Source organism: Aquipseudomonas guryensis (assembly GCF_014164785.1).
GTDB classification, from domain to species: Bacteria; Pseudomonadota; Gammaproteobacteria; order Pseudomonadales; family Pseudomonadaceae; genus Aquipseudomonas; species Aquipseudomonas guryensis.
Map to the genome: position 1 here is coordinate 739,747 of NZ_JACJFN010000002.1, position 19,766 is coordinate 759,512.

Annotated in this window: 18 protein-coding genes; 14 read left to right on the top strand and 4 right to left on the bottom strand. The window is 60.9% G+C overall.

The features are described 5' to 3' along the window. Nucleotides 1-2 precede the first annotated feature (2 nt). Nucleotides 3-1,529: an osmotic stress tolerance membrane protein RloB gene (rloB, locus tag H3H45_RS11205; RefSeq protein ID WP_182833794.1), complete on the bottom strand. Its 1,527-nt coding sequence runs from the start codon at nt 1,527-1,529 to the stop codon at nt 3-5. A 6-nt stretch (nt 1,530-1,535) separates the two neighbouring features. Then, entirely contained in the window at nt 1,536-2,069 is a 534-nt protein-coding gene (rloA, locus tag H3H45_RS11210) for a retropepsin-like aspartic peptidase RloA (protein WP_182833795.1), read from the bottom strand. 287 nt (nt 2,070-2,356) lie between these two features. On the opposite strand from rloA, the gene H3H45_RS11215 reads away from it, so the two are divergent. The 5 genes from H3H45_RS11215 to prpF all read left to right on the top strand — a co-directional run bounded on the left by H3H45_RS11215 (nt 2,357) and on the right by prpF (nt 9,073). Beyond that, the gene (locus H3H45_RS11215) at nt 2,357-3,088 is read left to right on the top strand and encodes a GntR family transcriptional regulator (RefSeq protein ID WP_182833912.1); all 732 of its coding nucleotides are present in this window, start codon (nt 2,357-2,359) and stop codon (nt 3,086-3,088) included. After that, nucleotides 3,085-3,984: a methylisocitrate lyase gene (prpB, locus tag H3H45_RS11220; protein WP_182833796.1), complete on the top strand. Its 900-nt coding sequence runs from the start codon at nt 3,085-3,087 to the stop codon at nt 3,982-3,984. The genes H3H45_RS11215 and prpB overlap by 4 nt, the downstream gene beginning before the upstream one ends. A gap of 70 nt (nt 3,985-4,054) precedes the next feature. Then, nucleotides 4,055-5,212 carry a bifunctional 2-methylcitrate synthase/citrate synthase gene (gene prpC, locus H3H45_RS11225; protein ID WP_182833797.1) on the top strand — a complete coding sequence of 386 codons (1,158 nt, stop codon included), beginning with the start codon at nt 4,055-4,057 and terminating at the stop codon, nt 5,210-5,212. A gap of 14 nt (nt 5,213-5,226) precedes the next feature. Further along, a complete protein-coding gene (gene acnD, locus H3H45_RS11230; protein WP_182833913.1) occupies nt 5,227-7,836 on the top strand; it encodes a Fe/S-dependent 2-methylisocitrate dehydratase AcnD in 2,610 nt (869 codons plus the stop codon). A 49-nt stretch (nt 7,837-7,885) separates the two neighbouring features. Continuing rightward, a complete protein-coding gene (prpF, locus tag H3H45_RS11235; RefSeq protein WP_182833798.1) occupies nt 7,886-9,073 on the top strand; it encodes a 2-methylaconitate cis-trans isomerase PrpF in 1,188 nt (395 codons plus the stop codon). A 67-nt stretch (nt 9,074-9,140) separates the two neighbouring features. On the opposite strand, the gene ppsR is transcribed toward prpF, so the two are convergent. Further along, entirely contained in the window at nt 9,141-9,959 is an 819-nt protein-coding gene (ppsR, locus tag H3H45_RS11240; protein ID WP_182833799.1) for a posphoenolpyruvate synthetase regulatory kinase/phosphorylase PpsR, read from the bottom strand. A 154-nt stretch (nt 9,960-10,113) separates the two neighbouring features. On the opposite strand from ppsR, the gene ppsA reads away from it, so the two are divergent. From ppsA to galU, 9 genes are all read left to right on the top strand, one after another. Then, on the top strand, nt 10,114-12,486 hold the full coding sequence (ppsA, locus tag H3H45_RS11245; RefSeq protein ID WP_182833800.1) for a phosphoenolpyruvate synthase: 2,373 nt from the start codon (nt 10,114-10,116) through the stop codon (nt 12,484-12,486). A 140-nt stretch (nt 12,487-12,626) separates the two neighbouring features. Next, entirely contained in the window at nt 12,627-13,595 is a 969-nt protein-coding gene (locus H3H45_RS11250) for an alpha/beta fold hydrolase (protein ID WP_182833801.1), read from the top strand. Between the two features lie 186 nt (nt 13,596-13,781). Then, nucleotides 13,782-14,270, top strand: coding sequence for a ribonuclease E activity regulator RraA (gene rraA / locus H3H45_RS11255; protein WP_182833802.1), 489 nt, complete (start codon nt 13,782-13,784; stop codon nt 14,268-14,270). A 57-nt stretch (nt 14,271-14,327) separates the two neighbouring features. Continuing rightward, nucleotides 14,328-15,323: a zinc transporter ZntB gene (locus tag H3H45_RS11260; RefSeq protein ID WP_182833803.1), complete on the top strand. Its 996-nt coding sequence runs from the start codon at nt 14,328-14,330 to the stop codon at nt 15,321-15,323. Nucleotides 15,324-15,378: 55 nt separating this feature from the next. After that, entirely contained in the window at nt 15,379-15,621 is a 243-nt protein-coding gene (locus tag H3H45_RS11265) for a CrfX protein (protein WP_182833804.1), read from the top strand. A gap of 2 nt (nt 15,622-15,623) precedes the next feature. Further along, complete coding sequence (locus H3H45_RS11270; RefSeq protein WP_182833805.1) at nt 15,624-16,448, top strand: mechanosensitive ion channel family protein; 825 nt, start codon at nt 15,624-15,626, stop codon at nt 16,446-16,448. 86 nt (nt 16,449-16,534) lie between these two features. Beyond that, entirely contained in the window at nt 16,535-17,125 is a 591-nt protein-coding gene (gene sigX / locus H3H45_RS11275) for an RNA polymerase sigma factor SigX (protein WP_182833914.1), read from the top strand. A gap of 115 nt (nt 17,126-17,240) precedes the next feature. After that, nucleotides 17,241-18,275, top strand: a complete 1,035-nt coding sequence (locus H3H45_RS11280; protein WP_182833806.1) for an OmpA family protein — start codon at nt 17,241-17,243, stop codon at nt 18,273-18,275. Nucleotides 18,276-18,440: 165 nt separating this feature from the next. Then, a complete protein-coding gene (gene galU, locus H3H45_RS11285) occupies nt 18,441-19,280 on the top strand; it encodes a UTP--glucose-1-phosphate uridylyltransferase GalU (RefSeq protein ID WP_173206387.1) in 840 nt (279 codons plus the stop codon). Nucleotides 19,281-19,327: 47 nt separating this feature from the next. On the opposite strand, the gene H3H45_RS11290 is transcribed toward galU, so the two are convergent. Continuing rightward, a complete protein-coding gene (locus H3H45_RS11290) occupies nt 19,328-19,750 on the bottom strand; it encodes a VOC family protein (RefSeq protein WP_182833807.1) in 423 nt (140 codons plus the stop codon). Nucleotides 19,751-19,766 lie beyond the last annotated feature (16 nt).

Here is a 19,766-nt window from a genome sequence, read left to right on the forward strand (position 1 = left end):
GCTCAATCCTTCAGGAAGGCTTTGAAGCGGAACAGCTCGGTCAGGCGGTAGCCGCGGTAGCGACCCATCGCCAGCATGAAGCCCACCATGATCAACAGCACAGCCGGGAAGGTGAAGATGAAGTAGGTCAGCTCCGGCACGGTCATCAGCAGGTGAGCCAGGGTAGCGGCGAACAGGGTGCCGACCGCGACCTTGAAGGCGTGCGAGGCGCCGCGTTCTTCCCAGGTGATCGACAGGCGTTCGATGGTCATGGTCAGGATCACCATCGGGAACAGCGCCACCGACAGACCACGCTCCAGGCCCAGCTTGTGGCTGAACAGGCTGATCACGGCGATCAGGACCACGACGAAAGTCAGTACCACCGACAGGCGCGGCAACATCTGCAGCTTCAAGTGCTCAAGGTAGGAGCGCAGCGACAGGCCGAGGGCGGTGATGATGGTGAACAGCATGATGCCGAAGCCCAGCTGGGTTTCGCGGAAGGCCAGGGCGATCAGTACCGGAGTAAAGGTGCCGAGGGTCTGCAGGCCGCCCAGGTTGCGCAGGATCAGGATCACCAGCACGCCAATCGGGATCATGATCATGATCTGATAGGTCTGCTGGGTCTGCAGCGGCAGGCCGTACAGGGAGTACTCGAGGAAGTCGACGTCGGTGTTCTCGTCCGTCAGCTTGGCCAGGCGAATGGCGTTCATCTCGCTGTTGTTCAGGGTAAAGCTGACCAGGGCTTTCTTGCCACCTTCGATGCCAACCAGTTGGCCGTCGCCAGTCCACCAGACCAGGCGATCTTGCGGCAGGCCTTGCTCGCCACTGTCCGGGTTGAAATACAGCCAGTTCTCGCCGTTGAAGCTACGCAGCCACAGCTCAGGAGTCTGCTGAATGTCGGCCGCCAGGCGAATGGTGTGCACGCGCTCCATCGGTACGTGGGCGATGGACAGCAGCAACTCGATGACTTTGGCCTTGTTCTGGGTCGAGGCATCGCCGCCGAGCAACAGCTTGACGTTGTCGTCACCGCTGTTGTTGACCCGTTTGATGGTCTCGCTGATGAAGGTTTCGACGTCGGCCGAGTGCTGGCGAATCGGCGCCAGCAGGGCCTCGGCGGCGATCTTCTCGGCGCCTTCGACCGGAATGCTGTCACGGTAGATCGGGCCCTTGGCTTTCGGCTGTTCGCCGCTGTAGCGCTTGGTCAGCACCAGGCGGTAGTACAGGGTCTGATTGCCGCTGGCGCGCCGTGCCGACCAGGTCACCTTGCGATTGCCATCAACGCGATTGATGCTCACCCCGTAGTTGTTCGAGATGAAGCTCTCATTGAGGCTGACATAGTCCTGGTTGAGCGGCGGTACAAACATCTGCACCTTCACCGGCTCGCGGCCGCTGGCCTGGAACTCGACTTTGGCGTCGATGTTCCATAGGTCATCGGTCTCGTCCTCGGTCACCGGGATGCCGAGAATGAAGATCTGGTAGGCCGTAACCAGAATGCCCACCGTCACCAGAAGGGTGATGAGGACTTTCAGATGCAGGGTCAAGGATCGCATGAGCAATTACTCGGCAGCGGTAGTAAGGGAGCAACCGGGCTTGCCGGCAGCATATTTAAGGCTTGGATCGACCATGGCATCCAGGCGCTTGAGCGCTTCGGAGCCAATCAGCAAGGGATACTGGAAGGCGCTACGGTCGGTCAGGTTTACTTCGATGGTGCGTTGGGCTTTACCCATACATACGTTCAGTTCAATGACAGGACGTGCAGTGTAGGTCTTGCCTTCTTCTGGATCATAGTCGCCGGCGCGGCGCTTGATCTTGCTGATCCGCGCCAGGGGGCGTTCGATGGGGTGCTCGTGAGCATCATCGATAGCCAGGTAGAAGCGCACCCAGGTCTCGCCGTCACGTTTGAAGCGTTTGATGTCACGCGCACTTAGCGAGGCTGTCTTGGCGCCAGTGTCCAGCTTGGCGGCAACTTCCAGCTTGAGATCGGAGAGCTGGATGTATTCATTCAGGCCATAGACCGTCTTTTCCGCCGCGAGACTCAGGCCGGAGAACATCGTGCAGCAAAGAAAGAAGGCTAAGGGCTCGAGTCTCATAAGTCCTGTGATGTTTGTTTTGTCGGTTCGAGTGATCGGCAAAAGGGTGGGGCGGTCGGCCCCTGCAGTCTAGCAGGCGCTGCAGGCATAGGACGGCGCTGGCGGGCGCATTCTAGCATGGGCTTTTTCAGCTGCGACAGACGCTTACATGCGTTTCTAGAGGTGAAGTGCACAGATTTGAAGTCTTTGCCCTCTCGGTGAATTGTCGACAATCTGACTTTTTCGTTTGACCTATAGCGAGCAATGCCCTAGTTTTTCCACACCTTAAAACAAAGGTGTCGACAATGATGCTGGACGCTTCTGGGCTTGGTGCTGCTTCTGGCGAGGACACAGGCACGCTTTCCGAGCATGTCTTCCGCCGTATCCAGGCGGCCATCGTCAAAGGTGAGATTGCCCCGGGCAGCAAGATCTCCGAGCCGGAGCTGGCGCGCACCTACGGCATCAGCCGTGGCCCGCTGCGTGAGGCGATCCACCGCCTGGAAGGTCAGCGCCTGCTGGTGCGCGTCCCCCATGTGGGGGCGCGGGTGGTGTCACTCAGTCATGCCGAGCTGATCGAGCTGTATGAGATTCGCGAATCCCTCGAAGGCATGGCCTGTCGTCTGGCCGCCGAACGCATGACCCAGGCGGAGATCGACGAGCTGCGCCGGGTACTCGACCTGCATGAGCAGGATGCCGCCTTCAAGGCCGGTGTCGGCTACTACCAGCAGGAAGGCGACTTCGACTTCCACTACCGGATCATCCAGGGCAGCGGCAACCAGACCCTGGTGCAGATGCTCTGCGGCGAGCTGTACCAACTGGTGCGCATGTACCGGCTGCAGTTTTCCGCCACGCCCAATCGCCCACGGCATGCCTTCAATGAACACCATCGCATCCTCGATGCGATTTCCGATCGCGATGGCGAACTGGCCGAGCTGCTGATGCGCCGCCATATCGCCGCGTCCAAACGCAATATCGAGCGCCATTTCACTGCCCAGACGGGGCAGGGCGCCGCTCCTTCAACCGCACGAGGTGAATCATGAGCTTGTCCTCCACCATCAAGAGCAGCCCCGGCCAACGCTTTCGCGATGCCGTTGCCAGCGAACATCCCCTGCAAGTGATCGGCGCGATAAACGCCAATCATGCCCTGCTGGCCAAGCGCGCTGGCTTCAAGGCCATCTACCTGTCCGGTGGCGGGGTGGCTGCCGGCTCCCTGGGGCTGCCGGATCTGGGCATTACCGGCCTGGATGACGTGCTCACCGACGTGCGCCGCATCACCGATGTGTGCGACCTGCCGCTGCTGGTGGATGTCGACACCGGCTTCGGTGCCTCGGCCTTCAACGTGGCACGCACCGTCAAGTCGATGATCAAATTCGGCGCCGCCGCCATCCATATCGAAGACCAGGTCGGCGCCAAGCGCTGCGGCCATCGCCCGAATAAAGAGATCGTGTCCCAGCAGGAGATGGTCGACCGCATCAAGGCGGCGGTGGATGCGCGTACCGACGACAGCTTCGTGATCATGGCGCGCACCGATGCCCTGGCCGTGGAAGGCCTGAACTCGGCACTGGACCGTGCCGCCGCCTGCATCGAAGCCGGCGCCGACATGATCTTCCCGGAAGCGATCACCGAGCTGGCGATGTACAAGACCTTCGCCGACCGGGTGAAAGCGCCGATCCTGGCCAATATCACCGAATTCGGCGCCACGCCGCTGTACACCACCGAAGAGCTAGCCAGCGTCGATGTATCCCTGGTGCTCTACCCGCTGTCGGCCTTCCGCGCCATGAACAAGGCGGCCGAGAACGTCTACATGGCCGTGCGCCGCGACGGCACGCAGAAAAACGTGGTCGACACCATGCAGACCCGCATGGAGCTGTATGAGCGCATCAACTACCACGCCTTCGAGCAGAGCCTCGACGCGCTGTTCGCCGCCAAGAAATGACCGGCAGCAGGCCGCCTGACGGCCTGCGCAGAACAAGAAACAACCGGATTAGATTGAGGAGATACCCGCGATGAGCGCCGAAACCACCACTCCCGGCTTCAAGCCGAAAAAGTCTGTAGCCCTGAGCGGCACCGCCGCCGGCAACACCGCCCTGTGCACCGTCGGCCGTACCGGTAACGACCTGCACTACCGTGGCTATGACGTGCTCGACTTCGCCAACCGCTGCGAGTTCGAGGAAATCGCCCACCTGCTGGTGCACGGCAAGCTGCCGAATGTTGCCGAGCTGACCGCCTACAAGACCAAGCTCAAGGCCCTGCGCGGCATTCCGGCGGCGCTCAAGACGTCCCTGGAGCAGCTGCCGCCGTCGGCCCACCCGATGGACGTGATGCGCACTGCGGTGTCCGTGCTCGGTTGCGTGTCGCCGGAGAAGGATGACCACAACCACCCGGGTGCCCGTGACATCGCCGACAAACTGATGGCTTCGCTGGGTTCGGCGCTGCTGTACTGGTACCACTTCAGCCACAACGGCAAGCGCATCGATGTGGAGACCGACGACGACTCCATCGGCGGCCATTTCCTGCATCTGCTGCATGGTGAGAAGCCGCGCGAGTCCTGGGTGCGCGCCATGCACACCTCGCTCAACCTGTACGCCGAGCACGAATTCAATGCCTCCACCTTCACTTCGCGGGTGATCGCTGGCACCGGCTCCGACATGCATTCCTGCATCGCCGGCGCCATTGGCGCGCTGCGCGGGCCGAAGCATGGCGGTGCCAACGAAGTGGCCTTCGAGATCCAGAAGCGCTACGACAACCCGGACGAGGCCGAGGCCGACATCCGCGCCCGCGTCGAGAAGAAGGAAGTGGTGATCGGCTTCGGCCACCCGGTCTACACCGTGAGTGATCCGCGCAACAAGGTGATCAAGGAAGTGGCGCGCGAGCTGTCCGCCGAGCAGGGCAACACGAAAATGTTCGACATCGCCGAGCGCCTGGAAACCATCATGTGGGAGATCAAGAAGATGTTCCCCAACCTCGACTGGTTCAGCGCCGTCAGCTACCACATGATGGGCGTGCCCACAGCCATGTTCACCCCGCTGTTCGTCATCGCCCGCACTTCCGGCTGGTCCAGCCACGTCATCGAACAACGCATCGACGGCAAGATCATTCGCCCGAGCGCCAACTACACAGGCCCCGAAGACCTCAAGTTCGTGCCGCTCAAGGATCGCAAATAATCATGAACAGCCTGCTGAACACTCAGTACCGCAAGCACTTGCCCGGTACAGCATTGGACTACTTCGACACCCGCGAAGCGGTCGATGCCATCGAAGCTGGCGCCTACGCCAAACTGCCCTATACCTCCCGCGTACTGGCCGAGCAGTTGGTGCGTCGCTGCGAGCCGGAGGCGCTGACCGATTCGCTCAAGCAGCTGATCGAGCGCAAACGCGACCTCGACTTCCCCTGGTATCCGGCTCGTGTGGTGTGTCACGACATTCTCGGCCAGACCGCACTGGTCGACCTGGCCGGCCTGCGCGATGCCATCGCCGAGAAGGGCGGCGAGCCGGCCAAGGTCAATCCGGTGGTGCCAACCCAGCTGATCGTCGACCACTCGCTGGCCGTGGAGTTCGCCGGCTTCGATCCGGATGCGTTCGAGAAGAACCGCGCAGTCGAAGAGCGTCGCAACGAGGACCGTTTCCACTTTATCGAGTGGACCAAGACCGCGTTCAAGAACGTCGACGTGATCCCGGCCGGCAACGGCATCATGCACCAGATCAACCTGGAGAAAATGAGTCCGGTGATCCAGGCGCGTGGCGGCATTGCGTTCCCGGATACCTGTGTGGGCACCGATTCGCACACCCCGCACGTCGATGCACTGGGCGTGATCGCCATCGGCGTCGGTGGCCTGGAAGCCGAGACCGTAATGTTGGGCCTGCCGTCGATGATGCGCCTGCCCGACATAGTCGGCGTCGAGCTGACCGGCAAGCGCCAGCCCGGCATCACCGCCACCGATATCGTTCTGGCCATCACCGAGTTCCTGCGCAAGGAGCGCGTGGTCGGCGCCTGGGTCGAGTTCTTCGGTGCGGGTGCGGACAGCCTGTCGATCGGCGACCGTGCGACCATTTCCAACATGTGCCCGGAATACGGCGCCACCGCTTCGATGTTCTACATCGACCAGCAGACCATTGATTACCTCAAACTCACCGGTCGTGAGCCGGAGCAGGTGGCTCTGGTCGAGCACTACGCCAAGACCTCCGGCCTGTGGGCCGATGCGCTGGTGACCGCCGAGTACGAGCGGGTACTGAGCTTCGACTTGTCGACCGTGGTACGCAACATGGCCGGCCCATCCAACCCGCACAAGCGACTGCCGACTTCGGCGTTGCATGAGCGCGGCATTGCCGACGAAGCCAAGCTGGCTGCCGGCAAGGTAGAAGAGGCCGAAGGCCTGCTGCCGGATGGCGCGGTGATCATCGCCGCCATCACCAGCTGCACCAACACCTCCAACCCGCGCAACGTGGTCGCCGCCGGCCTGCTGGCGAAGAAGGCCAACGCCCTCGGCCTGCTGCGCAAGCCCTGGGTCAAGACCTCGTTCGCGCCCGGCTCGAAAGTCGCCAAGCTGTATCTGGAGGACGCCGGCCTGCTGAGTGAGCTGGAACAGCTCGGCTTCGGCATCGTCGCCTATGCCTGCACCACCTGTAATGGCATGTCCGGCGCGCTGGACCCGGTGATCCAGCAGGAAATCATCGACCGCGACCTGTATGCCACCGCCGTACTGTCCGGCAACCGCAACTTCGACGGGCGTATTCACCCCTACGCCAAGCAGGCCTTCCTGGCCTCGCCGCCGCTGGTGGTGGCCTACGCCATCGCCGGTACCGTGCGCTTCGATATCGAGCAGGATGTACTGGGTCATGATGCCCAGGGCAATCCGATCACCCTGAAGGACTTGTGGCCGAGCGACGAGGAGATCGACGCCATCGTCGCCGCCTCGGTCAAGCCGGAGCAGTTCAAGCAGATCTACATCCCGATGTTCGATCTGGGTACGGTCAAGGAAGCGGAAAGCCCGCTGTACGACTGGCGTCCGCAGTCCACCTACATCCGCCGTCCGCCATACTGGGAGGGTGCCCTGGCAGGCGAGCGCACGCTCAAGGGCATGCTGCCGCTGGCGATCCTGCCGGACAACATCACCACCGATCATCTGTCGCCGTCCAACGCCATCCTGCTGGACTCGGCTGCCGGCGAATACCTGGCGAAAATGGGCCTGCCGGAAGAGGACTTCAACTCCTACGCCACCCACCGCGGCGATCACCTGACCGCACAGCGCGCCACTTTCGCCAACCCGCAGCTGGTCAACGAGATGGCCGTGGTCGATGGTGCAGTGAAGAAGGGTTCGCTGGCCCGCGTCGAGCCGGAAGGCAAGGTGATGCGCATGTGGGAAGCGATTGAAACCTACATGGAACGCAAGCAGAACCTGATCATCGTCGCCGGTGCCGACTACGGCCAGGGCTCGTCCCGTGACTGGGCAGCCAAGGGCGTGCGCCTGGCTGGCGTGGAAGTGATCGTGGCCGAAGGCTTCGAGCGCATCCACCGCACCAACCTGGTGGGCATGGGCGTGCTGCCGGTGGAGTTCAAGCCGGGCACCACCCGCCTGACTCTCGGCCTCGACGGCACCGAAACCTACGACATCCAGGGCGATGTGTCGCCGCGCTGCGAGCTGACCCTGGTGATCAATCGCCGTAACGGTGAAGTGGTCAAGGTGCCGGTGATCTGCCGCCTGGATACCGCCGCTGAAGTCCATGTGTACAAGGCGGGCGGCGTGCTGCAGCGCTTCGCCCAGGACTTCCTCGAGTCGTCCAAGGGCTGATGTACCACCGGGGCGGCAACGCCCCGGTCTTCTTTCAGGAGAGTGCTTTATGGCTCATGCAGCCCAGATCAAGATTCCCGCCACCTACATGCGTGGCGGCACCAGCAAGGGCGTGTTCTTCCGCCTGCAGGACCTGCCCGAGCGCTGCCAGGTGCCGGGCGCGGCGCGCGATAAGCTGTTCATGCGCGTAATCGGCAGCCCTGATCCGTACTCTGCGCACATCGACGGCATGGGCGGCGCCACTTCCTCGACTTCCAAGTGCGTGATCCTGTCCAAGAGCAGCCAGCCGGACCACGACGTCGACTACCTCTACGGCCAGGTCTCCATCGACAAGGCTTTCGTAGACTGGAGCGGCAACTGCGGCAACCTGTCCACCGCTGCCGGGGCATTTGCCCTGCAGGCCGGGCTGGTCGATCCGGCGCGCATTCCCGAGAATGGTATGTGCGTGGTGCGTATCTGGCAGGCCAATATCCAGAAAACCATCATCGCCCATGTGCCGGTCAGCCATGGCCAGGTGCAGGAAACCGGCGATTTCGAGCTGGACGGCGTGACCTTCCCGGCCGCCGAGATCGTGCTGGAGTTCCTCGATCCATCCGATGATGGCGAAGAGGGTGGCTCGATGTTCCCTACCGGCAACCTGGTCGATGACCTGGAAGTGCCCGGCGTCGGCACTTTCAAGGCGACCATGATCAGCGCCGGCATCCCCACGGTGTTCGTCAATGCCGAGGACATCGGCTACCAGGGCACCGAGCTGCGCGAAACCATCAACGGTGATCCACAGCAACTGGCGCGTTTCGAGCAGATTCGCGTGGCCGGCGCCCTGCGCATGGGCCTGATCAAGACCGCGGAAGAGGCTGCTACTCGCCAGCACACACCGAAGATCGCTTTCGTCAGCAAGCCCAAGAGCTACAAGGCTTCCAGCGGCAAAACGGTCGAGGCTCGCGAGGTCGATCTGCTGGTGCGCGCGTTGTCCATGGGCAAGCTGCACCACGCCATGATGGGCACCTGCGCGGTGGCCATCGGTACGGCGGCTGCGGTTCCCGGTACCCTGGTCAATCTGGCGGCCGGTGGCGGCGAGCGCGAAGCGGTGCGCTTCGGTCACCCGTCCGGCACTTTGCGGGTCGGTGCCGAAGCCAGTCAGGTTGACGGCGAATGGGTGGTGAAGAAGGCCATCATGAGCCGCAGCGCGCGGATCCTGATGGAAGGCTGGGTGCGGGTGCCGGGCGATTCGTTCTGATTGCCGAAAACTAGAAAGGGCTCGAAGTTGGCGAGCCCTTTCTTTTCATATCAGCTAGTTGCTGTGTTTATTTAAGGCGTCGCTCGACACCTTTTTCCACCAGGATCTTGGCGGAAATCTCTTCCACCGAGAAATGCGTGGAGTTGATGAAGGCGATGTTCTCGCGGCGGAACAGGTTTTCCACCTCGCGGACTTCGAACTCGCACTGGGCGAAGCTGGCGTAGCGGCTGTTGGGCTTGCGCTCGTGACGGATGGCGGTGAGCCGGTCCGGGTCGATGGTCAGACCGAACAGCTTGTGCTTGTAAGGCTTGAGGGCGGCCGGCAGTTGCAGGCGTTCCATGTCTTCTTCGGTCAGCGGGTAGTTGGCGGCGCGGATGCCGAACTGCATGGCCATGTACAGGCAGGTCGGGGTCTTGCCGCAGCGTGACACGCCGACCAAGATCAGGTCGGCCTTGTCGTAGTAGTGGGTGCGGGCGCCATCGTCGTTGTCGAGGGCGAAGTTGACCGCCTCGATGCGCTCCATGTAGTTGCTGCTGCTGGCGATGGAGTGCGACTTACCGACCGAGTAGGAGGAGTGCGAAGTCAGCTCCTGTTCTAGCGGGGAGAGGAAGGTGGAGAAAATGTCGATCATGAAGCCGTTGGACTGGGCCAGAATGTCGCGAATATCCTGGTTGACCACGGTATCGAAGATGATCGGCCGGGCGCCGTCTTTCTCGGCAGCATTATTGATTTGCTGTACCATCGCTCGCGCCTTGTCCACGCTGTCGATATAGGGGCGCGTGAGCTTGGTGAAACTGATGGTTTCGAACTGCGCCAGCAAGCTCTGGCCCAGGGTTTCGGCAGTGATGCCGGTGCCGTCGGAGATAAAGAAAGCGGTTCGTTTCATTTGCGCCAAAGGCCTTAAGTCAGGAGCGATTCTTGGCTATCATAGGCCCCCTTTGTCGGGCCCGTACTGGCCGGCATTGTGACTTATTTCCTTGAGGCAAAGCCAGGATGCAGCGCTGCTGCACGGCTGGGCCGAACACAGTGGAGAGTTCACCTTGGTTGAGTACGTAGTTTCCCTCGATAAGCTCGGCGTCCACGATGTGGAGCACGTAGGGGGCAAAAACGCATCCCTGGGCGAAATGATCAGCAACCTGGCCGGTGCTGGTGTCTCGGTCCCCGGCGGCTTTGCCACCACAGCCCAGGCCTACCGTGACTTCCTCGATCAAAGTGGCCTGAACGACCGCATCCATGCCGCCCTTGATGCGCTGGACGTGGACGACGTCAACGCCCTGGCCAAGACTGGTGCGCAGATTCGTCAGTGGGTGATGGACGCGCCGTTCCCCGAGCGTCTCGACAGCGAAATCCGTACTGCCTTCGCCGCCATGGCTGGTGACAACGCCAACATGGCGGTTGCCGTGCGCTCCTCGGCGACCGCCGAAGACCTGCCGGATGCCTCCTTCGCCGGCCAGCAGGAAACCTTTCTCAACATTCGTGGCGTGGACAACGTGATCCGCGCGGCCAAGGAAGTGTTCGCTTCCCTGTTCAACGACCGCGCCATTGCCTACCGCGTACACCAGGGCTTCGACCACAAGCTGGTCGCCCTGTCTGCCGGCGTGCAACGCATGGTGCGCTCGGAAACCGGTACTGCCGGGGTGATGTTCACTCTGGACACCGAATCCGGTTTCCGCGACGTAGTGTTCATCACTGGTGCCTATGGCCTCGGCGAAACTGTGGTGCAGGGCGCGGTGAACCCTGACGAGTTCTACGTACACAAACCGACCCTGGAGGCTGGTCGTCCGGCCATCCTGCGCCGCAACCTGGGCAGCAAGGCGATCAAGATGGTCTACGGCGACGAGGCCAAGGCCGGCAAGTCGGTGAAAACCGTCGAAGTCGACCGTGCCGAGCGCGCCCGTTTCGCCCTCAGCGATGCCGAAGTCACCGAGCTGGCCAAGCAGGCGCTGATTATCGAGAAACACTACGGCCGTCCGATGGACATCGAATGGGCCAAAGATGGCGACGACCAGCAGCTGTATATCGTCCAGGCCCGTCCGGAAACCGTGAAGAGCCGCAGCAGCGCCAATGTCATGGAGCGTTACCTGCTGAAAGAGAAGGGCACCGTCTTGGTCGAAGGCCGTGCCATCGGCCAGCGCATCGGTGCTGGCAAGGTCAAGGTAATCCACGACGTTTCCGAGATGGACAAGGTTCAGCCGGGCGACGTACTGGTCTCCGACATGACTGACCCGGACTGGGAGCCGGTGATGAAGCGCGCCAGCGCCATCGTCACCAACCGCGGCGGGCGTACCTGCCACGCGGCGATCATCGCCCGTGAGCTGGGCATCCCGGCGGTAGTCGGCTGCGGCAACGCCACCCAGGTGCTGCAAGACGGCATGGGCGTGACCGTATCCTGCGCCGAAGGCGACACCGGCTTCATCTTCGAAGGCGAACTGGGCTTCGATATCCGCAAGAACTCCGTAGACGCCATGCCGGATCTGCCGTTCAAGATCATGATGAACGTCGGCAACCCGGACCGTGCCTTCGACTTCGCTCAACTGCCGAACGAAGGTGTGGGCCTGGCCCGCCTGGAATTCATCATCAACCGCATGATCGGCGTGCACCCGAAAGCCCTGCTGAACTTCGCCAGCCTGCCGGCGGAGATCAAGGAAAGCGTCGAGAAGCGCATCGCCGGCTACAACGACCCGGTAGGCTTTTACGTCGAGAAACTGGTCGAGGGCATCAGTACCCTGGCTGCAGCGTTCTGGCCGAAAAAGGTCATCGTGCGCCTGTCGGATTTCAAGTCCAACGAATACGCCAACCTGATCGGCGGCAAGCTGTACGAGCCGGAAGAAGAGAACCCGATGCTCGGCTTCCGTGGCGCCTCGCGCTACATCAGCGAGTCGTTCCGCGACTGCTTCGAGCTGGAGTGCCGCGCCCTGAAGAAGGTGCGCAACGAGATGGGCCTGACCAACGTCGAGATCATGGTGCCGTTCGTGCGTACCCTCGGCGAAGCCAGCCAAGTGGTTGACCTGCTGGCCGCCAATGGCCTGGCCCGCGGGCAGAATGGCCTGAAGGTCATCATGATGTGCGAGCTGCCGTCCAACGCCATCCTGGCCGAAGAATTCCTCGAGTTCTTCGACGGTTTCTCCATCGGCTCCAACGACCTGACCCAGCTGACCCTGGGCCTGGATCGTGACTCCGGCATCGTCGCGCACCTGTTCGACGAGCGTAATCCGGCCGTCAAAAAACTTCTGGCCAATGCCATCCAGGCCTGCAACAAGGCTGGCAAGTACATCGGCATCTGCGGTCAGGGCCCCTCGGACCACCCAGACTTGGCCAAGTGGCTGATGGAACAGGGCATCGAGAGCGTGTCGCTGAACCCTGACTCGGTGCTGGATACCTGGTTCTTCCTCGCGGAAAGCCAGCCTGTCTGAGTTCATGTCTCCAAAACTGAAGGGCGGGAGCAATTCCGCCCTTTTTTGTGTCCTGCCATCCAGGGCGGACACCGTCTGGGCCGGCCCCGCGGGCAACGCCAGCAATTGCTCCCGGCAACTTTTTTTGTGCAAGAACGACTATGCAAAGCAGTAGCGAGTTATTCCCCGTCGCCCTGATCAGCGCCGAGTTGCGCGGCGATCTGAGCGAGGATGTCTACCGTCTCAAGCCGGGTAACAGCCCCGACTATTCCGTCGAACTGGCGCTGACTCGGCTCGGTCATGCCAACCAGGAAAATCGCGGCGTGCCGGTGATTCTGCTGCACGGTAGCTTCTCCAATCGACGTTTCTGGTATTCGCCCAAATGCATCGGCCTGGGCCCTTATCTGGCGCGTGCCGGTTTCGATGTGTGGATCGCGGAAATGCGTGGTCACGGCCTGTCGCCGCGTAATCAGGCTTACAGCCGCAACACCGTGGCCGACTATGCCCGTTACGATCTGCCGGCCATTGCCGCCTTTGTCCGTGAGCAGAATGGCCAGGCGCCACACTGGGTCGGTCACTCGTTGGGCGGCATTACCCTGGCGGCGGCCTTGGGCGGGCATTATCTGGGCGAGGAGGATGTCGCTTCCGCAGCACTGTTTGGTAGCCAGATCAGTCGCATCTACTGGCCGCTCAAAGTGCCGCCGGTGGAGTGGGGCAGTCGTCTGCTGCTCAAGGGCTTCCGCCATGTCTCCGGTTCGCGCCTGAAACGCGGCCCTGAAGACGAGCCGATTGGTCTGGTGCGCGAGAGCCTGCGCTGGCACCGTTTATTCGGCCGCTTTGGTGATAGGCAGCGCGACTGGTGGGCCGGCATGGCCGATGTGCGCATGCCGCTGCTGGCGGTGAGCGCCGCCGGTGATATGCAGGATCCGACCTGGGCGTGCCGCAAGCTGTATGAGCAATTCGTTTCGGCCCCACGGGCGTTCCTCGAACTGGCCCAAAAGAAGGGTTTCAACAGCGACTATGGTCACGTTGAAATGCTGGTCAGCAAGGAGGCGCAACAGGAGGTCTGGCCGCTGGTTGAACACTGGTTGCGCGAAGGTCAATTGCCGGCCGAGCAGGCCCACGACTGAGCTGCCGAGCGCTCAAGCTTGCGACTAAGATGGTGGTTTGAAGACAGGTATGATTCGTACTAAGCGCCTGATCGCTCTGCACTTGAATACCGCTTGCGCCGCCCTGTATTGCTTGAAACTGGCCTATGCGGGTGATCACATAGGCATCGACCTCTGACGCTGTTCTTCACTAAAAGGAGCTTTCCCATGCAATACATCACTCCCGACCTGTGCGACGCCTACCCGGAACTGGTGCAAGTGGTTGAGCCGATGTTCGCCAACTTCGGCGGGCGCGACTCCTTCGGTGGCGAGATCGTCACGGTGAAGTGCTTCGAAGACAATTCCCTGGTCAAGTCCCAGGCTGACCTGCCAGGTGCGGGCAAAGTCCTGGTGGTTGATGGCGGCGGCTCGCTGCGCCGTGCCCTGCTGGGTGACATGATTGCCGAGAAAGCCGCGAAAAACGGCTGGGAAGGCATGGTCATCTACGGTTGCGTGCGCGACGTCGATGTCCTGGCGCAAACCAATCTCGGTGTGCAGGCCCTGGCCAGCCACCCGATGAAGACCGATAAGCGCGGCATCGGTGATCTCAACGTAGTCGTCACCTTCGGCGGCGTGACTTTCCGCCCGGGCGAGTTCGTGTATGCCGACAACAACGGCATCATCGTTTCCCCGCAAGCCCTGAAGATGCCTGAGTAAGAGCTGCCAAGCCCGGCCAGCTGCGGGCTTGCTCGCCACCAGACAGAGTGATTACGGATGATTGAGCAGGACAACCTGCAGTGGGGCCTGGTGCATGCCTTCGTTCTCGATGGGCGAGGCGGGGCGCGTGGCATTGCCCGTGCAGAACTGGATGGCTTGCAGCTCAAGGCTGAGGAAAGCCTGTGGTTGCATTGGGATCGCAGTCATCCGCAGGCGCAGGCCTGGCTGCGAAGCCAGAGTGGGCTCGACGAGTTCAGTTGCAATCTGCTGCTGGAAGAAAACACCCGCCCACGGGTGCTTGCGTTGCCTGCCGATGAGTTGTTGCTGTTCCTGCGCGGGGTCAACCTCAACCCCGGCGCAGAACCGGAAGACATGGTCTCCGTGCGCATCTTTGCCGATGCGCAGCGAGTGCTTTCCCTGCGCTTGCGCCCTCTGCGCGCAACCGAAGAGCTGATCGCGCAATTGGCGAAAGGCCAGGGCCCGAAGAGCTCGGCCGAGCTGATCCTGTTCCTTGCGGAAAACCTCACGGATCGTGTCGACACCCTGGTCAGCGATCTATCCGAGCAGCTTGACGAGCAGGAAGAGCGCCTGGACAGCAACGAACGCTATCTACCTGATCACAGCCTGATGCTGCAGATTCGCCGGCGCGCCGCCGGGTTACGACGCTTTCTCGCACCGCAGCGCGATATCTATGCGCAGTTGCTGCGCAATGGTTTCAGCTGGTTTGCTGCCAGCGACACCAGCTACTGGAACGAGCTGCACAATCGCTTGACTCGCTATCTGGAAGAGCTGGAGCTGGTCCGTGAGCGGGTAGGGCTGGTGCTGGAGTCCGAACACCGGCGCATGAGCGAGCACATGGGGCGCACCATGTACTGGCTCGGCATCATTACCGGTTTCTTCCTGCCGATCAGCTGCATCACCGGCCTGCTCGGGATCAATGTCGGCGGCATCCCTGGTGCGGACAGTACGTATGGTTTCCTGATTGCCTGTGTGCTGATCGGCGCGATGGCCACATTCCAATGGTGGCTGTTTCGCCGATTACGCTGGCTGTAGATGTGACCCCGCCGGACAGGGGCACGTCTAGGCAACATATCCACGCGAGGTGCGCATGCACGATCCGTTCGAAGAATCCTTGCGCGACTTGCTCAAGTCGCACACGACCACACACGACGACGACGCCACACTCGGTCGCGTCCTGAAAACGGCCAACCGTCAGGTTGGCGTGGGCGATCTGTTCAGTCTCATGGGGCACTGTATCGAGGCCCTGATGATTGCGCTGAACAACGGCTCGGCCCATGTAACCCCGGTTTCCCGCACCTCATCCCCGCGCTCCGCAGACAAGGCTGATTGAATATGGAATTCGACCCCTGGACTCAAAGTCTCGTTAACGCCATGAGCTCGGTGTGGGCTCCTATCGCCGGCTTCATCCCGCGTCTGTTCGGTGCGCTGGTGGTCGTGCTGCTCGGTTTCGTGGTGGCGAAGCTGCTGGATACTTTGCTCTCCAAACTCCTGGCCAAGGTTGGCCTGGATCGCCTGATGTCGGGTACCGGGCTGACCAAAATGCTCTCCCGCGTAGGCATTCAGGTGCCGGTTTCCACCTTGATTGGCAAGATCGTCTACTGGTTCATCCTGTTGATCTTCCTGGTTTCCGCCGCCGAGTCCCTAGGCCTGGATCGCGTATCCGCCACCCTCGACGTACTCGCGCTGTACCTGCCGAAAGTGCTGGGCGCGGCAGCAATCATGCTGGCTGGTGTGTTGTTGGCCCAGCTGCTCAGCGGCATTGTCCGCGGCGCTGCGGAAGGTGTCGGTCTGGACTATGCCGCCGGCCTGGGGCGTGTTGCCCAGGGGCTGGTGATCATCATCAGCATCTCGGTAGCCATCGGTCAGTTGGAAGTAAAAACCGAACTGCTCAACAACGTGATCGCCATCGTGCTGATCTCCATTGGTCTGGCGATTGCCTTGGCTCTGGGGTTGGGCAGTCGCGATATTGCCGGGCAGATCCTCGCTGGTATTTATGTGCGCGAACTGTATGAAGTCGGGCAACAAGTGAAGGTGGGTGAGGTCGAAGGGCAGATCGAGGAGATCGGGACGGTAAAAACCGTACTCCTGACCGAGGAGGGCGAGCTGGTTTCGCTGGCCAATCGCACTTTGCTCGAGCAGCACGTCAGCAGTCGCTGACAATCAATCCCTGCTAATGTATGCCGCCAGTGCCCACACCTGTGGGCGTTGGCTGCCACCTGACCTCTTTGTCGGCACGACCCGTTTTGAATACAGGCCAATCGCTATCCATGCGTTACGATCCGCGCGAACTCTCGGATGAGGAGTTGGTGCAGCGGGCGCATGTCGAACTGTTTCACGTCACTCGCGCATATGAAGAACTCATGCGGCGCTACCAGCGCACCCTGTTCAATGTATGTGCCCGTTATTTGGGTAATGAACGTGATGCGGATGATGTTTGTCAGGAAGTCATGCTCAAGGTCTTGTATGGCCTGAAGAACTTTGAAGGCAAGTCCAAGTTTAAAACATGGCTATATAGCATCACTTATAACGAATGCATTACCCAATATCGCAAAGAGCGCCGCAAACGTCGTTTGCTTGATGCACTAAGTCTCGATCCGCTGGAAGAAGCGTCCGAAGAAAAGACCCCCAAAGCTGAAGAGCGTGGAGGTCTTGATCGCTGGCTGGTGCATGTCAATCCAATAGACCGGGAAATCCTGGTTTTGCGTTTTGTCGCTGAGCTGGAATTCCAGGAAATTGCCGACATCATGCACATGGGTCTCAGTGCTACGAAAATGCGCTACAAACGGGCACTTGACCGTTTGCGCGAAAAATTTGCCGGCGTCGACGAAACTTAATCTGCGGCAAATTATCTCAAGCACGCTGCCCGGTCATTCTGGTAGACTCCGCCACCAAGTTGCTCCGCATGACCGTTGGGGCAACTCACTGCAATATCATGATGGGGATTTACGGATGAAACTGAAAAACACCTTGGGCGTAGTCATCGGCTCGCTGATCGCTGCTTCTTCGCTGAATGCACTGGCACAAGGCCAAGGCGCTGTTGAAATCGAAGGCTTCGCCAAGAAAGAGTTCTTTGATAGCGCCCGCGACTTTGACAACAACGGCAACCTGTTCGGTGCCTCCGTTGGCTACTTCCTGACCGACGACGTGGAACTGCGTCTGGGTTACGACGAAGTACACAACGCCCGTAGCGACGACGGCCGTAACATCAAAGGCTCCAACACCGCTCTGGATGCCCTGTACCACTTCAACGCCCCGGGCGACACCCTGCGTCCGTACGTATCCGCTGGCTTCTCTGACCAGAGCATCGGCCAGAATGGCAACGGCGGCCGTAACGGCTCCACCTTCGCCAACCTGGGCGGCGGTGCCAAGATGTACTTCACCGAGAACTTCTATGCCCGCGCTGGCGTTGAAGCTCAGTACAACATCGACCAGGGCGACACTGAGTGGGCCCCGAGCGTTGGTATCGGCCTGAACTTCGGTGGCGGCTCCAAGCCTGCTGCCCCGGCCGCTGAGCCGGTTGCTGACGTGTGCAGCGACAGCGACAACGACGGCGTTTGCGACAACGTCGACAAGTGCCCGGACACCCCGGCCAATACCACCGTTGACGCCGATGGCTGCCCGGCTGTTGCTGAAGTGGTTCGTGTTGAGCTGGACGTGAAGTTCGACTTCGACAAGGCCCAGGTCAAAGAAGAAAGCTACGGTGACATCAAGAACCTGGCTGACTTCATGAACCAGTACCCGCAAACCGCTACCACCGTGGAAGGTCACACTGACTCCGTGGGTACCGACGCTTACAACCAGAAGCTGTCCGAGCGTCGTGCCAACGCCGTTCGTGATGTTCTGGTCAACCAGTACAGCGTCGGCGCCGAGCGCGTTAACTCGGTCGGTTACGGCGAGTCCCGCCCGGTTGCAGACAACGCTAGCGAAGCTGGCCGCGCTGTTAACCGTCGCGTAGAAGCTGAAGTAGAAGCTCAGGCCAAGTAATTGCCCCTGTAGCTTCACAAAAAACCCGGCCTCGGCCGGGTTTTTTGTACCCAACATAATCTTATTTAGCTGGCCCCGATAGTGTCCTCATCCGCGCCATTGTAAGGCCCGCGCCGCCTGATTAGACTGCGCGACAGTTTATTCATAGTTGTATCCAGGACTCCCATGATCAAGAAATGTCTCTTCCCGGCTGCCGGTTATGGCACCCGCTTTCTTCCCGCAACCAAGGCCATGCCCAAGGAAATGCTGCCAGTGGTCAACAAACCACTGATCCAGTACGGCGTTGAGGAGGCTCTGGAAGCAGGACTGACCGAAATTGCCATGGTCACCGGGCGCGGCAAGCGCGCTCTGGAAGACCACTTCGACATCAGCTACGAGCTGGAACATCAGATCCAGGGCACCGACAAGGAGAAGTACCTGGTCGGCATCCGTCGCCTGATCGATGAGTGCAGCTTTGCCTACACCCGTCAGGTCGAAATGAAGGGCCTGGGGCATGCGATTCTCAGTGGCCGCCCGCTGATTGGTGACGAGCCGTTCGCGGTAGTCCTGGCCGACGACCTGTGTTTGAACCTCGAAGGCGATGGCGTGCTGCAGCAGATGGTCAAGCTGTACAACCAGTTCCGCTGCTCCATCGTGGCGATCCAGGAAGTGCCGCCGGAAGAAACTTCGAAATATGGCGTGATTTCCGGCGAGATGATCCGCGATGACATCTACCGGGTGAACACCATGGTCGAGAAGCCGAAGCCGGAAGACGCACCGTCCAATCTGGCGATCATCGGCCGTTACATCCTTACCCCGGATATTTTCGAACTGATCGAGAAGACCGAACCGGGCAAGGGTGGCGAGATCCAGATCACCGATGCGCTGATGAAACAGGCTCAGGATGGTTGCGTGATCGCCTACAAGTTCAAAGGTAAGCGTTTCGACTGTGGTGGCGCGGAGGGCTACATTGACGCGACCAACTTCTGCTTCGAACACCTGTACAAGACCGGCCGGGCCTACTGATTCCAGGCGCCATGCCAGCAAAGCCACCTGCGGGTGGCTTTTGCATTTCAGGGGATTGGCAGGTGCTCGGAGCCAGGCCCGAGCGGTTGGCCATAGCTGAACTCGACATAGTTGCCCGCGGGGTCGCGTAATCCGCAGTAGTAGCCGACAGGGTAGGGCTCCTCACGCGGTGCCCAGATCAGGCAGCCTGCCAGTTCTGCTTGCTGGGCGACTGTGTCGACCTGCTGACGACTGTCCAGGGCGAAGCCGAAATGGCTGTAATCGTCCGCGGCGAGGTAGCGTTCAGCCCCACCGGGCATGATCACGAAAATGAACTGGTGCTCTTTGCCTGGCTCGGCCATCCACACGATTTTCGAACCCTTGCCGGCCCGCTCATGGATGATGCGCATGCCGCAGAATTGCTCGTAGAAGTCGATGCAGGCCTGCAAGTCGGGAACATGCAGGGCGATATGGGTCAGGCTAGGGCGCATCTCAGGCACTCCTGGC

Excerpts from the sequence above, each read along its gene's own strand:
- galU (WP_173206387.1), top strand. The coding sequence starts at position 18,441 with ATGATCAAGAAATGTCTCTTCCCGGCTGCCGGTTATGGCACCCGCTTT.
- H3H45_RS11265 (WP_182833804.1), top strand. The coding sequence starts at position 15,379 with ATGCACGATCCGTTCGAAGAATCCTTGCGCGACTTGCTCAAGTCGCAC.
- prpC (WP_182833797.1), top strand. The coding sequence starts at position 4,055 with ATGAGCGCCGAAACCACCACTCCCGGCTTCAAGCCGAAAAAGTCTGTA.
- H3H45_RS11215 (WP_182833912.1), top strand. The coding sequence starts at position 2,357 with ATGCTGGACGCTTCTGGGCTTGGTGCTGCTTCTGGCGAGGACACAGGC.
- H3H45_RS11280 (WP_182833806.1), top strand. The coding sequence starts at position 17,241 with ATGAAACTGAAAAACACCTTGGGCGTAGTCATCGGCTCGCTGATCGCT.
- rraA (WP_182833802.1), top strand. The coding sequence starts at position 13,782 with ATGCAATACATCACTCCCGACCTGTGCGACGCCTACCCGGAACTGGTG.
- prpB (WP_182833796.1), top strand. The coding sequence starts at position 3,085 with ATGAGCTTGTCCTCCACCATCAAGAGCAGCCCCGGCCAACGCTTTCGC.
- rloA (WP_182833795.1), bottom strand. The coding sequence starts at position 2,069 with ATGAGACTCGAGCCCTTAGCCTTCTTTCTTTGCTGCACGATGTTCTCC.
- H3H45_RS11290 (WP_182833807.1), bottom strand. The coding sequence starts at position 19,750 with ATGCGCCCTAGCCTGACCCATATCGCCCTGCATGTTCCCGACTTGCAG.
- H3H45_RS11270 (WP_182833805.1), top strand. The coding sequence starts at position 15,624 with ATGGAATTCGACCCCTGGACTCAAAGTCTCGTTAACGCCATGAGCTCG.
- ppsR (WP_182833799.1), bottom strand. The coding sequence starts at position 9,959 with ATGAAACGAACCGCTTTCTTTATCTCCGACGGCACCGGCATCACTGCC.
- H3H45_RS11250 (WP_182833801.1), top strand. The coding sequence starts at position 12,627 with ATGCAAAGCAGTAGCGAGTTATTCCCCGTCGCCCTGATCAGCGCCGAG.
- H3H45_RS11260 (WP_182833803.1), top strand. The coding sequence starts at position 14,328 with ATGATTGAGCAGGACAACCTGCAGTGGGGCCTGGTGCATGCCTTCGTT.
- prpF (WP_182833798.1), top strand. The coding sequence starts at position 7,886 with ATGGCTCATGCAGCCCAGATCAAGATTCCCGCCACCTACATGCGTGGC.
- rloB (WP_182833794.1), bottom strand. The coding sequence starts at position 1,529 with ATGCGATCCTTGACCCTGCATCTGAAAGTCCTCATCACCCTTCTGGTG.